Origin of the sequence: Paenibacillus radicis (ex Xue et al. 2023) (genome assembly GCF_024722015.1) — a bacterium.
Lineage (GTDB): Bacteria > Bacillota > Bacilli > Paenibacillales > NBRC-103111 > Paenibacillus_S.
Window position 1 is genome coordinate 22,356 of the sequence record NZ_JANQBD010000043.1, and the last position, 13,738, is coordinate 36,093.

Here is a 13,738-nt window from a genome sequence, read left to right on the forward strand (position 1 = left end):
AGAAAGCTTTTCTAAGGAATGAAGAATGAGCGAGTAACCTGCTTGCCTTGCTTAGATTAGAGCTACCTTAGAGCTTAAGATCTTTAATGCCCCCCATGATCAAGGGGGATTTTTATAGGGATAGCGGCGAGGAGCCCTGGCGGATTTTGTAACGGAACGGAGAGTTCCACTATTCCATCTGCCGCCTCCAATCTGGGGCAATAGCGGAAGTGAGAATTCCGTTATGTTGACCGAATTAGAGCATTTGTGCACAAAACAGAGCAATAACGGAACTGGCTGTTCCCTTATCACTCTGATTTTGGGACTTTTCAAGTAATAAAGGAAGAATTACTTCCGAATTACCCTTCACTTCCGTGAGTGCAGCAGTACTGGCGTGTTGTTTAGGGTTATGTGCAGGTGATCTCTTCGCTAAAAGTATTGTGAAGCTAACTGTATGTACAATGGGGAACTGACGAAGGAAAGCTGTGTGCGGGCCTGCTCGCTACTTATAGCCAACTCCTACAACCTGTAGAATTGGCGCATAAACGAGGATGGCGGTTCACCGAATACTTTTTTGAACACTCTGCTAAAGTAAAAAGGGTTCTGATACCCAAGCTGCTCGCTAATCTCCGCTATATTGAGTGAGCTGCTGCGCATCAGCTCGATCGCTTTGCTCAGCCTTAGCTTTGTGTGGGCCTCCACGATCGTTTGGCCAGTCGATTTCTTGAAGGAGGAGGATATGTAGCTATAATTCATGTTCAACTGTGCCTGCAGGTGGGCAGCATCGAAAGGCTGCTCAAGGTTAGCGGCCAGAATGGCCATGACCCTTTCGGTTAAGCGGTGAGCAGCTCCAGCGGGTCCGTCCTTTGCAGCGGCATTCAGATCGAGGAAGAACTGAAAGACATTCAAGCTTATTCGCGTCATTTTGTGAATGGAAGGTTCTTGCATTTCTTTGATCATAGAAAGAAATTGTTGTTCAGTTCCAATTGGTGCAACGCCGTATTTAGGCAAGGCGACTCGATATTCGTAATGATCCGGATAATAATATTCCAGCTCTGGAAGCGGGGTATAAGCATTGTAATCCTTACGGTCATCTGAAAGTGTATTGAAATGAATCCAGTACCATGAGGTTTCTGCCGGTGTTTCAGGCAGCCCCCAATGGTGCTGGTTTTTATTTAAAAATAAGTACTCTTTTTCCTTAACGACATAAGAGGTCCCCTCCTCGATGACTTGCATGCTGCCCTCGGCGACATATAGGAATACATGGTAGTCCAATATCCGGTCGGGATGAGTATAGAGGTTGTCCGTTCGGTTCCTGCCGATATCCCGGATCAGCGGGAACCTGTCGGCGGTTAGTTCAGTAAATGTGTCCACGGCAGTTTTCTCCTAATAATCGTTGTGAATATAAAAATGAAACCAAATAAAGTGCAGGTATTTTAAAAAGGAGTGCATGGTCTCTTATATATAATGATAATACAATAAATTCAGATAACAAAAAAAGTGTCGGGGTGATAAGTAATGAAAAAAATAACAGCCATGTCGGAATTTCCTGCGGGTTGTGTGAAATTGCTTCCGGGTCCGTTCAAAAAGCGATTTGAGTTGAACAAACAGTACATCAGCAGCCTAACTAACGAAAATCTGCTCCGTAATTTCTATTTGGAAGCGGGGCTATGGAGTTATAGTGGTAACGGGGGGACAACCAGCGCAACTACAACCAGCATGGACGGTCCGGAGAGTTGGCATTGGGGTTGGGAATCGCCAACATGCGAGCTTAGGGGCCATATTATGGGCCATTGGCTTTCGGCCGCGGCTCGAACTTACGCCCAAACCATGGATCCGTTGATTAAAGCAAAGGCGGATTATGTGGTCTCAGAATTGGTCCGATGTCAGGAGGCGAACGGGGGCGAATGGCTTGCGGCTTTTCCGGAAACTTACATGTGTCGAATTGCCAACGGCAAATTTGTATGGGCTCCGCACTATACAATTCACAAGCTGCTGATGGGCTTGTATGAAATGTATACGATTGCAGGTAATGAGCAAGCCCTTCAATTAATGTCGGGGATCGCAGCATGGTTTCATCGCTGGACTAAAGATTTCTCACAGGAGCAATTGGACGAGCTGCTTGATCTAGAGACCGGAGGCATGCTGGAGAGTTGGGCAGATCTTTATGGTATTACCGGAGACGAGAAACATTTGGAGCTGATCCGAAGATATGATAGACGGCGCTTTTTCGATGCACTACTCGAAGGCGAAGACGTGTTGACAAACAAGCATGCGAATACCCAAATTCCCGAAATTCTTGGGGCTGCGCGGGCTTGGGAAGTGACGGGTGATGATCGATATCGTAAGGTGGTGGAAGCATTCTGGGCCTGCGCAGTCACGAATCGAGGCTATGTTGCTACAGGAGCAGGCGATAATGGTGAGCTTTGGATGCCTGCTAAGGATATGGCTGCCAGAATGGGCATCGGACAGGAGCACTGCTGCAACTACAACATGATGCGCCTCGCACAGGTGCTGCTCCGGTGGACAGGGGATCCAACGTATGCGGACTATTGGGAACGGCGCTTCATCAATGGTGTGCTTGCTCATCAGCATGGGGAAACCGGCATGATCACGTATTTCGTTGGTTTGGCCGCAGGCAGTAAAAAAACATGGGGTTCGCCAACAGAGCACTTCTGGTGCTGCCATGGGACATTAATGCAGGCCAATTCCTCCTATGTGCAGCCAATTTTTTTGGAGGAAGAGAGCGGTATTACAATCTGTCAATGGCTGCCCTCGGAGCTGCACTGCGAACGTAGCGGAAACTCAATTCGTATCCGCTTGGAGCAAGACGGTCAGCACGGTATTTATCCTCTCAACAATTGGTCTGTTGAAGGGATGACGGCAATCACCAAGGTAAATATTCCTTCGATTCCCGTGCATCGCCCAGATCGTTTTGTCTATAAGCTCACCATAGAGGCACAACAGGCTGCTACGTTTACGCTGAAGTTTCGTTTGCCGTGGTGGTTAAGCTGTGCACCTAAAATTTCAATCAATGGCGGCGAGCGGGAGCAGGAGCTGGGAGCGCTGGAAGCCTCATCCTTCTTTCAAGTGACTAGAGAGTGGGTCAGCGGTGATACGATTACTCTCGAGCTTCCGAAGTCTCTCACAGCAGAGCCGCTTTCCGGAGAACCGGGAACCTATGCGTTCATGGACGGTCCGATCCTGCTGGCCGGGCTAACTCCTGAGGAAAGGGTCCTTACAGGCGATCCGGCTCAACCGGAAACGCTACTGGCTCCTGACCGCGAACGGAATCACGGGTGGTGGAATCCAGGATACTTTCGCACAAAGGGTGTGGATCGCGGCTTTCGCTTTGTTCCTCTTTATGAAATCAAGGATGAGAGCTACTCGGTTTATTTCCCGATTCATAAATCTTAATGGAGCAGACGGGTAGCCACATTGTTTTCTTTGATTCTGAAAGGAGAGTCCCTTGAGCCCATCGGCGGCCAGGGCTTCGGCCGGATTCTGCCTGGAGCCGCAGGGCAGCTCAGCAGTGGCTGTAGCTGCTTCCGGTCTTCTCTTATCTTTTAAGTGTGAGACTAATGAGTATATCGGATATTTGAAGCTAAATGTCGTTTGCCTGAACCTTTGCTGGTTCAGGCTTTTTTGTTTAAATAGGAACTTTGTAAACAAGGAGGGCGGCGATAATGCCTTACGCAATCCCATTGGAGGATCGGGGAATCGGCAGGAATAATTAGACAGTAAATAGGGAAATTTATACACGAATGACTAATTGAGGGGGGTATGACTATGAACTTTTTTCGGCAGATGTTTAATAACAATAAAACTAAGAGTAAACGTAGTTTCAATACCCCCCCGCATCCTGCACCTGCCTTGTTCTCCTCCCTTCAGGAAAATGCGGATTATGTTCAGGAGGCACTTTTTCATACGGAGGACTTGATTCAGCGTTCTATTTCCTATCAATTACAAAAGGGCAGCCTCCTCTATCTGGATTCAATGTGCGATAAAGCGAAGATTTTTGAAATGATATTGAAGCCGCTGATGCAAGGAAGCGAAGGCAGCTTAGAGGATATCCTAGTTTCAATCCGCGTAGAAAAACGAACCCAGCTTGAACAAGTCATTCATGACTTGATCCAGGGGTATGCTGTACTCATTTTCGAAGGGGAAACTGAATGCCATGTCATTCAGGTGAACTCTACTTATAATCGAGATGTGAACGAGCCACAGAATGAGAAGACAGTTCGCGGTTCTCACGAAGGCTTTATTGAGAGCCTAACGGTTAATCTCCAACTCGTCCGCAAACAGATTCAAAGCACTAATCTAGTGGTTCGCACCTATAAATTAGGCGCGATCACTCAAACCAAAACAGCAGTCGTTTATTTAAACAATCTCGCTAATCCAAAGCTGATCGAGGAAATCGACCGACGCTTACTAGCGATAAGTGCAGATAGTGTCGTATCCACCAACGTGATTGAAGAGTATATAGAAGAGAAATCTTATTCCCCATTTCCGCAACTGTTGAATACGGAACGGCCAGACAGGGTAGTGAGCAATCTGCTGGAAGGCAGAGCCGTGCTTTTTACCGAAGGGACTCCCAGCGCCTTGATCATGCCGGTCACCTTCTTTGCCTTCTTTCAGTCTCCTGATGATTATTACAGCCGATCTCTTGCAGGGTCATTTATAAGAGTCCTCCGTTTATTAAGTCTTGTTATTACCGTGGCTCTTCCCGCTTTTTATATTGCAGTCGTCTCTTTTCATTATGAGGTCATTCCCGCGGAGTTGTTCTATCAGATTAAAGGGAGTGTCGATCAGATACCTTTTCCACCTATTTTGGAAACCTTATTTATGGAGCTTACGATCGAGCTGCTTAGGGAAGCGGGCATGCGACTACCAGGCCCCATCGGTCAGACGATTGGTATTGTCGGAGGTCTTGTCATTGGGGATGCGGTTGTCAGAGTTGGGTTGGTTTCCTACCCCATGATTATTGTCGTTGCCTTAACCGCCATTGCTTCCTTCGTCATCCCCGCTCATGAAATGAGTGCTTCTGTTCGCTTGCTGCGTTTCCCGGTCATGTTCTCCGCTGCTCTGTTAGGATTCTTTGGGATCGTGCTCAGCGTGACTGTGATCTTAATCCATCTGTGTAAATTGAAATCATTTGGGACTCCTTACTTAGCTCCGGCATCTCCATTTAGATGGAAAGATTGGAAGGATACCCTGGTTCGCCTTCCCTTCTGGAAGCTGAATGAACGCCCGATGGATGCCCATCCCCAAAAAGTTGTTCAAGAAACCGAGTCGAGGGAGTGGCAGCATAATGATCGTGGAAGAGAATAAAATAACTCCCGGACAGCTGTTTTTTACGGTCATTCAGACGCAAATTGGAGTAGGGGTATTGTCGTTACCTTCCAGAGTTGAAGCGGTTGCTAAGGGGGATGCATGGATATCGGTTCTGCTTACCGGTCTGTTAGCTCAATTGTTTATTGTGATCATGTGGGATCTAGCGAGGAAATTTCCTGAATTTACTATATTTGATTATCTGCACCTGCTGCTCGGTAAGGTGTTAGGTAAAATCATCCATTTTCTTTTGGCCGCATTTTTTGTTTTTGAAAGCAGCCTGATCTTGGTTCTATTTACGGATGTAATCAGGGACTGGATGTTTACGGAAACACCCAGATGGGTCATTCTTCTTCTAACGGTGATTGTGTGTGCTTATTTGGTACAGGACAGTTTTCTGACTATTGCCCGCTTCTTTGTACTTGTCAGCGGATTAATTTTTGTGTTGATTCTCATCGCTGCCTATGCCTATACCCAAGTGGATTTTTTATATATTTTACCTATTGGTCAAGCGGGTTTGTTCAACATCGTCAAGGGAATGAGGGAGGCCATGAATTCTATATACGGTTTTGAAATCATTCTGGTCTGTTATCCGTTTGTGGAAGGGGGAAGCATGGGGAAATTAAAGGCCGTATTGTTTGCTAATGTATTCTCAACATTACTCTATACGTTCATGGTTTTCACATGTCTGGTGGTATTTACGCAGCTGGAACTCAAAATTATTCCCCAGCCCGTACTATATATGATAAAAGCTCTATCCTTTAGTATTATAGAGCGGCCTGACCTTTATTTTCTGTCGATATGGGTTATTGTAGTTGCAACCTCAGCTATGGCTTATTTATTTATGGCAGTTAAAGGGGTATCCAGGCTTTTTGGACAAGAACAGCACAGCAAGGCCGTTCCTTACGTTACGATTGTGGTTCTTATCATTGCGCTGATTCCTCAAGATCAGGCCATGATCAGTGCTTTGTTGAAAATGACTTCGTACTTAAGTTACATTTTCATATTTGGGCTGCCTATCCTTCTTCTGAGCATTCACTATTTAACCAAAAAAATCAGGAAGAGGAGGGCTCTGGCATGAAAAGATGCTGCTTACTTCTTGCTTGTGGATTAATCTGGGTATTGCTTAGCGGCTGCTGGGATCAGCGGCTCCTGAAGAACCAAAGGAATGTTAGTATCGGAGGGATGGACCGGGCATCGAATGGCATGATTCTTGCTACTGTTTCCATCCGTGACATGAAGACCTCGGAAGCCGGACCTAAGAACTCCAATGAAACTCATTCGGTTATCGCTAAAACAACTCAGCATGCCAGAGAACTGCTTAATCAACAACTATGGGGGAGTTATTCCTCCTCTAAAATGCGAGTGTTGTTGTTCGGGGAGGAACTGGTGAAACAGCATGATTTCTTGCCTTATTTGGATGTATATTATCGTGACCCGAGAAGTCCCTTGAATGCACGCTTAGCCGTTGTTCATGGCAAAGCTTTGGATACGATTAGCAAGAAAATGATCGGTACCACTACTATTGGACAATACCTGGATAAGCTGATTGAGAGTATTGAAGATTCATCTACGATTCCCAAAGTAAATCTTCAGTCAATACATCCGTTAGATCGAGGATATGATTTTGCACTCCCTTATTTGACGAATTCCGAGCCTTATCCTACCGTACATGGAATAGCGATGTTTCACGGAACTCAGATGACAGGGAGTCTAAATTTGGATGAATCGACTTTGTACTTACTATTAGCCGACCAAATGGGGAAAACAGCCCAATTAACTGTAGAGGCAGTAGCTGAGCGGAAAATGGCAGGTTTTGACTATGTTACTATTGCTGTTCAAAAGATAAAGAGAGCTTTGAAAGTGAAGGTGCAGGATGATCAGCAGATCGATGTTCAGCTTGACTTGAAATTGAAGGTTACTGTGACTGAAGATCCTCAAAACCAGCTGTATAAGAAGGAAGTTGTTGATGAGCTGGACCAGCTATTATCCGAAGAGTTGACGAAGAAAAGCAAAACCATCCTTAATAAGATGCAGCGCGCGCATCATGATGGTTTTGGACTTGCCCGCAGGCTGATGGCCCACTATCCAAAGGTTTGGAACCAGGTAAAGGAGAATTGGACCGACAATTATACTCAGGTCCGGTTTCATACTCAAGTAAGGGTGGAAATAATCAACTCGGGAATTATTAACTAGGTAATGGCGACCAATGTGACTTATTTCATAGCAGCAACTTTGTGAAAAAGATAACATATCCTTGTAGAACAATTACGGAGGTGTTATCCCATGGTAATGAAAGAATCAGATGTTGCGAAAAAGGCAGATGCGACAGAAGCATGGCGCACATTTAAACCGGGTAGTTGGCAGAAACAAATTGACATTCAGTCATTTATTGAGCGAAATATAACACCCTATGAGGGAAATGAGGATTTTCTGGCCTTACCTACGGATGCAACGAGGAAGCTTTGGTTCAAGGTTGGTGAAATGCTTCGTCAGGAGAGAGAAAAAGGCGGCGTGCTTGACATCGATGTGAACACAGTATCGACCATTAACTCACATGGACCTGGGTACATTGATTCATCGAATGAAAAAATTGTCGGCTTGCAAACAGATGCGCCGCTGAAGCGGTCCATTCAACCGTACGGAGGCATCCGAATGGCAGTGGATGCATGCGAGGCTTACGGATACAAGCTGCCGTCCGATATAGAGCATTTGTTTACGGAAATTCGCAAGACACATAACCAAGGCGTGTTTGATGCTTATACGACGGAAATGCGATCAGCTCGAAAAGCCGGTATTATAACCGGGCTCCCAGATGCCTACGGCCGCGGGCGTATTATTGGAGATTACCGGCGGGTAGCGTTGTATGGGGTAGACCGGCTAGTTGCTTGCAAGAAACAGGATCTTCTGCAATTGGAAGTGGATTCCATCACCGAAGAGGTTATTCGTGCACGTGAGGAAACTTCGGAGCAAATTCGTAGTCTTGAGGAATTAAAGCGGATGGCTCTATCTTACGGCTTCGATATTTCGGGGCCGGCCGTCAATGCACAGCAAGCGGTTCAATGGCTGTACTTCGCTTATCTTGCCGCTATTAAAGAGCAGAATGGCGCTGCGATGAGTTTAGGTCGTGTATCGAGCTTCCTTGATATTTATATCGAGCGTGATATGGCCGAAGGAACTCTGACTGAGTCTGAGGCGCAGGAAATTATTGATCATTTTGTAATGAAGCTGCGGATTGTAAAGTTTCTGAGGACCCCGGATTACAACGAGCTGTTCAGCGGAGATCCCACATGGGTTACTGAATCTGTCGGAGGAATGGGGTTGAACGGGAGAACACGTGTAACCCGAAATTCCATGCGGTTTCTGCATACCCTGTATAATCTTGGACCAGCGCCTGAGCCGAATTTAACTATTCTATGGTCAACAGAGCTGCCGGAAAACTTCAAAAAGTACTGTGCAAAGGTCTCGATTGAAACAAGCTCTATCCAATACGAAAACGATGATTTGATGCGTCCTTATTTCGGTGATGATTATGGTATTGCTTGCTGCGTATCGGCAATGCGGATAGGGAAGCAAATGCAATTTTTTGGCGCCCGGGCGAATTTGGCCAAAGCCTTGTTGTATGCCATAAACGGAGGCATCGATGAGAAGCTGGGCATTCAAGTTGGACCTGAGATGTCTTCTATCACATCGGAGGTTCTTGATTTTACCGAGGTGAGGGCCAAATTCGATAGGGTACAGGATTGGCTGGCACGTCTGTACATGAACACACTGAACGTAATTCACTACATGCATGACAAATACTGCTATGAACGCATCGAAATGGCGCTGCATGACCGTGAAATTTTACGTACGATGGCTTGCGGTATCGCGGGTTTGTCAGTTATCGCCGATAGCCTGAGCGCCATTAAATATGCAAAAGTGCGCCCGATTCGCAATGAACAAGGGATTGCCGTAGATTTCGAGATCGAGGGAGAATACCCTCAATACGGCAACAACGATGACCGAGTCGACAGCTTGGCCGTCGAGCTTGCTGAGTCGTTCATGAACAAGCTGCGCAAGCATAAGGCATACAGGGGCGCTATGCCCACGATGTCGGTACTCACCATCACATCCAATGTGGTGTATGGGAAGAAAACCGGCAGCACGCCGGACGGCCGTCAAGCCGGAGAGCCGTTTGCTCCTGGAGCTAACCCGATGCATGGCCGCGACCGCAAAGGCGCGCTGGCTTCGCTCGCATCGGTGGCCAAGCTTCCTTATGAGCACAGCCTGGACGGAATTTCCAACACCTTCTCGATGGTTCCGAAGGCGCTTGGCAAAGAGCCGCAGGTGAGGATCAACAACCTGGTATCCTTGTTGGATGGCTATGCGGCTAGCGGCGGCCACCATCTGAACGTCAACGTGTTCGAACGAGAACAACTGCTAGATGCGATGGAGCATCCGGAAAACTATCCGCAGCTGACGATCCGCGTCTCGGGTTACGCTGTTAACTTTATTAGATTGACCCGCGAGCAGCAGCTCGATGTAATCAACCGCACGTTCCACGGAGCCATCTAGAGCTATAGCTACTGCACAAGGGAGGTGGCCCGCATGAAAGGCCGAATACATTCGATAGAAACCTTCGGAACGGTGGACGGGCCAGGCATTCGCTTCGTTCTGTTCATGCAGGGCTGTGCGCTGCAATGCCAGTTTTGCCATAATCCCGATACATGGGATACCGAGGGTGGCAAGCAAGTTACGGTAGATGAAATTATTGGGGAGCTGGAGCCTTACCTGGAGTATTACCGCAGATCAGGAGGAGGCATAACAGTCACCGGCGGGGAGCCTACGCTGCAGGCCAGCTTCGTGGCTCAGCTGTTCAGGGAGTGCAAGCGGCGGTATGGCTTGCATACTGCACTCGACTCTTCCGGCTTTTGTGAGCCGAACCATGCGGAAGAGCTCATGGAAGCTACCGATCTTGTGCTGCTAGATTTGAAGCAGATGAACAAAGCGAGGCATGAGACTCTAACCGGCCAACCTAACGATCGGATTCACCGTTTCGCCAATTGGCTGTCGGAGCATAGGAAGCCGGTCTGGATCCGTCATGTTCTGATCCCCGGTATTACGGATAGTTTTGAAGATTTATATGCTTTGGGGTCTTTCATAGGAACCATGCGAAATGTGCAAAAAATAGAGCTTCTTCCTTATCACCGCATGGGCATATATAAATGGCAGCAGCTGAATAAAGCTTACCCGTTAGAAGGTGTGCCTGCTCCGTCCGAACGCGAGGTGGAACGTGCATGGGGAATTGTGCAATCAGGCATTGCAGCTTCTCACGGGAAACTGAATTTGGAATTGGAAGACAGAGTGGAACTTACCTGACATACAGGAGCTGAAGATCAATGAATGAAATGAAGCTGAAGCAAGCTGACCCGACTGATCTTACCTTTGCTTTCGAACGATTAAAAAATGAGCATATTTGTTTATACGAAACTATCTATCAATTAGAAAATAGGGCCAAACGTCTTAATAAAGTAGAGAAGCCTATAGAATATGTAAGTAAGCTGGAGGTGCTTCGTGATCAAGCACTCAGCTTGATTGCAGAGCTGGCTAAACATTCCGAGTGGGAGGATAACGAGCTGTTCCCTCTATTGATTGAATACTTCCAACTGCCTGGTCATCCTCATACAACAACGTCTCTGTGGATGCTGGAGCATGAGCATGAACTGGCTAACCTGTTTTTCCGTTATTTCCTGGAAGAGGCAGATAGTTGTCTGGCTCAGCAAAAGCGTGCTCCAGGCTCCCGCTTAACGGATCAGCTGCTCCAAGCATGCCGGTTGGTCAAAGAGCATTTGCAAACGGAAGAGGATACCGTGCTGCCTTTGGAAGTAGAGCTATACGTGGGAACGGATGCGTCAATCTGATTAATGTTATAAGTCCAGCCTTCAACCTGCGCACTTGATGTATATGATTTTTGTCACAGTTAATATCTGCCAAAATTGTGTATAATCAAAATGTGTCAACACTATGGGTTTGGGGGCTGTTTCATGTCATTTGGTTTGATTAAAAAAATGGTCATCGGCGTAACGGGTGTTTCTGCAGTAACTTATGGAACCAGTGCCTTTTTTATTTTTGTATTGAAGGATTCCTTTGCTGGATTTTTACCGGATTGGTTGTTCATTTCCTTAACCCTTGGTATGGGAATTTGCTGGACAGGAATTCTTGGCTGGCTTATGGCGAGATGGATTGTGAAACCGTTACTGCAGTTCACGGCCGTTGCTAATGAAGCTGCTGCGGGTAATTTGAAGCTTACTATTCCTGAGCATCGTTCCAAGGATGAGCTGGGCATTTTGAACAGGTCCTTCAGCTTTATGGTAAATCAGCTCAGGAAGATCGTTCAAGATATTACACAGAACGCAGTAGCCGCCAGCCAAAGCTCTGCCGCACTGAGCGAAGCGATCCTGCAGGCTACGAATCAAGCGGAGCGAATTTCCCGCATTTCCGAGCAAATCGCTACAGGAGCAGAACGGCAAAAGACGGAATCCTTACAGTCTTTCCATGCAATGGAGCAAGTAACTCAGGCTGCGGTTGAGGTCAGTGAGCAGGCGGAGCAAACATGCTCCTTCTCCTCGCAAATGGTTCGTACCATTGAGGATAGCAGCCAGATTGTCAGGTCGCTAGTGCATACCCTGATAGAGCTGTCTAATTCAGGGCTGGAGACCATCGAGGTAGCAGCGCAGCTTGAAGCTTATGCCAAGGAAATAGGGAGCGTGACCCAATTGGTTGGTGAAATTGCCGCCCAGACGCATCTGCTCGCGTTGAATGCAAGCATCGAGGCAGCCAGAGCAGGCGAGGAAGGGCGCGGCTTCTCGGTCGTAGCTCTGGAGATTAGAAAGCTCGCCGAGCAGAGCTCCAAATCCGCTCAAGAGATTGATGAGTTAATTCGGCAGGTCCAGAGTAAAGTGGATGACGTAGTGGAACGGTTAAAGCAGCAAGGAGAAGCGATGCACGAGGAAGCATCCAAAGGTGAGCAGACGGAACAAGCACTCCAGATGATTAGAAGCAGCGCTCATGAAACGGAAGGCGCCGTATTGCGAATCGCTCAAACCGTTGATAAGCAAGCGGTGAAAATACAAGATGCCGGACAGAAGCAACGAATCATAGATACGATTGCACAAGAGATATTAAATTCTGCCCGGCAAGCAGCCGCTTCTACTCAGGAGCAAAGTGCTGTTATGCAAGAAATTGCTTCCTCGTCGGAATTGCTGCAGCGCCAATCGGATTTACTGAAGGAAAAAGCATCCGTTTTCCGTACTTAATAACCTAGTAGTGAACAGAAGCGCAGCAGTCGCATAGCCATACAAGGATCATGATCAAAAGCATGCCCAAGCTTATACTAAAGGTCATGCTTTTGATTGCAGAATCTCCTAACAGTTGAATCCTCTTAGGATGCAAAGGGAGGACTGCTTCTTTCTATAATTGTGATATTTTTCACATGTTGATCAAGGTTCTATCAGCAGTCTGCCAAATATAGATCGGATACATGTGGCTTATTAAGCAACAGTATGTTTACTAAGGAGGGAAAGCAATGGGCTTCATCAAACCGGATCAAATCGCCCTTCGCACCTTGCAGGCCGGTTTTAAAAAAGCGAATATGCCGCTTTCTGTCCAACTTCCGCTTGGATTTGCTGCTGGGGTGTTTATAGCACTAGGCTTCTTGTTAGCCATCCGGGTAAGTGCTGCCTTGCCTCCCGATTGGGAAGGCTTCAGGGGCTTTATGGGAGCTGCGGTATTCCCGTTAGGTCTTATTCTTTGTCTGGTTGCAGGGGGTGAGCTTCTAACTGGCAATATGATGGCTCTGCCTTTCGCTTGCTTTGCGGGCAAAGCCTCCTGCTGGCAGGTAGCCGCAAATTGGCTGGTCATAACTATAAGCAACTTCGCCGGAGCGATCTTTGTTGCTTACGTGTTTGGCCACCTTGGAGGGATGACAGAGCAGGGGCCGTATTTGGCCCAGACGGTCGCGCTAACTCATGCCAAGCTGGAGGAGCCTTTCGTTGCAGCTTTTATCTCCAGTATTGGATGTAATTGGTTAGTTTCCTTGGCTGTCTGGATGTCAAACGGTTCGGAGGATGGTGCGGGGCTGATCCTTGCCGTCTGGTTCCCTACCATGGCCTTTGTTGCCTTCGGCTTTCAGCACGTTGTCGCCAATATGTTTTTAATACCGGCTGCGATCTTTGCGGGTCAGGCGACCTGGGCGCAGTATATAACGAATTTTGTCCCTGTATTTCTAGGAAATGCTGTAGGGGGAAGCTTGTTTGTTGCAGGAATTTATCGGATAGCTTACCGTAAGTCTCTCTCATACAACGAATAACGCTTCGATCCGAAGATTATACTTAACGGTGATTTATCTCACATCCAGCAGCGCTTGCAGGGCGTATACTTAATGCAT

The 13,738-nt window shown here is 47.2% G+C and carries 10 protein-coding genes; 9 read left to right on the forward strand and 1 reads right to left on the reverse strand.

Annotated features, from left to right (window positions below; genetic code table 11):
• Positions 1-498: 498 nt before the first annotated feature.
• On the reverse strand, positions 499-1,353 hold the full coding sequence (locus NV381_RS35305) for an AraC family transcriptional regulator (protein WP_258217960.1): 855 nt from the start codon (positions 1,351-1,353) through the stop codon (positions 499-501).
• Positions 1,354-1,497: 144 nt separating this feature from the next.
• Here NV381_RS35305 and NV381_RS35310 point away from each other — a divergent pair, with 144 nt between their 5' ends.
• The 9 genes from NV381_RS35310 to NV381_RS35350 all read left to right on the forward strand — a co-directional run bounded on the left by NV381_RS35310 (position 1,498) and on the right by NV381_RS35350 (position 13,660).
• On the forward strand, positions 1,498-3,396 hold the full coding sequence (locus NV381_RS35310) for a glycoside hydrolase family 127 protein (protein ID WP_258217961.1): 1,899 nt from the start codon (positions 1,498-1,500) through the stop codon (positions 3,394-3,396).
• Positions 3,397-3,768: 372 nt separating this feature from the next.
• A complete protein-coding gene (locus NV381_RS35315; RefSeq protein WP_258217962.1) occupies positions 3,769-5,310 on the forward strand; it encodes a spore germination protein in 1,542 nt (513 codons plus the stop codon).
• Positions 5,291-6,391, forward strand: a complete 1,101-nt coding sequence (locus NV381_RS35320) for a GerAB/ArcD/ProY family transporter (protein WP_258217963.1) — start codon at positions 5,291-5,293, stop codon at positions 6,389-6,391. The genes NV381_RS35315 and NV381_RS35320 overlap by 20 nt, the downstream gene beginning before the upstream one ends.
• The gene (locus tag NV381_RS35325) at positions 6,388-7,506 is read left to right on the forward strand and encodes a Ger(x)C family spore germination protein (protein ID WP_258217964.1); all 1,119 of its coding nucleotides are present in this window, start codon (positions 6,388-6,390) and stop codon (positions 7,504-7,506) included. Before NV381_RS35320 ends, NV381_RS35325 begins: the two co-directional genes overlap by 4 nt.
• 90 nt (positions 7,507-7,596) lie before the next feature.
• Complete coding sequence (pflB, locus tag NV381_RS35330) at positions 7,597-9,867, forward strand: formate C-acetyltransferase (protein WP_308862421.1); 2,271 nt, start codon at positions 7,597-7,599, stop codon at positions 9,865-9,867.
• 33 nt (positions 9,868-9,900) lie between these two features.
• A complete protein-coding gene (pflA, locus tag NV381_RS35335; protein ID WP_258217965.1) occupies positions 9,901-10,671 on the forward strand; it encodes a pyruvate formate-lyase-activating protein in 771 nt (256 codons plus the stop codon).
• A 20-nt stretch (positions 10,672-10,691) separates the two neighbouring features.
• Positions 10,692-11,213 carry a hemerythrin domain-containing protein gene (locus tag NV381_RS35340; RefSeq protein WP_258217966.1) on the forward strand — a complete coding sequence of 174 codons (522 nt, stop codon included), beginning with the start codon at positions 10,692-10,694 and terminating at the stop codon, positions 11,211-11,213.
• A gap of 123 nt (positions 11,214-11,336) precedes the next feature.
• The gene (locus NV381_RS35345; RefSeq protein WP_258217967.1) at positions 11,337-12,608 is read left to right on the forward strand and encodes a methyl-accepting chemotaxis protein; all 1,272 of its coding nucleotides are present in this window, start codon (positions 11,337-11,339) and stop codon (positions 12,606-12,608) included.
• Positions 12,609-12,877: 269 nt separating this feature from the next.
• Positions 12,878-13,660 (forward strand): formate/nitrite transporter family protein, encoded by a 783-nt coding sequence (locus tag NV381_RS35350; RefSeq protein WP_258217968.1) that lies wholly within the window; start codon positions 12,878-12,880, stop codon positions 13,658-13,660.
• Positions 13,661-13,738 lie beyond the last annotated feature (78 nt).

Coding starts and splice junctions, on each gene's coding strand:
- NV381_RS35310 (WP_258217961.1), top strand. CDS start 1,498: ATGAAAAAAATAACAGCCATGTCGGAATTTCCTGCGGGTTGTGTGAAA.
- NV381_RS35315 (WP_258217962.1), top strand. CDS start 3,769: ATGAACTTTTTTCGGCAGATGTTTAATAACAATAAAACTAAGAGTAAA.
- NV381_RS35320 (WP_258217963.1), top strand. CDS start 5,291: ATGATCGTGGAAGAGAATAAAATAACTCCCGGACAGCTGTTTTTTACG.
- NV381_RS35325 (WP_258217964.1), top strand. CDS start 6,388: ATGAAAAGATGCTGCTTACTTCTTGCTTGTGGATTAATCTGGGTATTG.
- pflB (WP_308862421.1), top strand. CDS start 7,597: ATGGTAATGAAAGAATCAGATGTTGCGAAAAAGGCAGATGCGACAGAA.
- pflA (WP_258217965.1), top strand. CDS start 9,901: ATGAAAGGCCGAATACATTCGATAGAAACCTTCGGAACGGTGGACGGG.
- NV381_RS35340 (WP_258217966.1), top strand. CDS start 10,692: ATGAATGAAATGAAGCTGAAGCAAGCTGACCCGACTGATCTTACCTTT.
- NV381_RS35345 (WP_258217967.1), top strand. CDS start 11,337: ATGTCATTTGGTTTGATTAAAAAAATGGTCATCGGCGTAACGGGTGTT.
- NV381_RS35350 (WP_258217968.1), top strand. CDS start 12,878: ATGGGCTTCATCAAACCGGATCAAATCGCCCTTCGCACCTTGCAGGCC.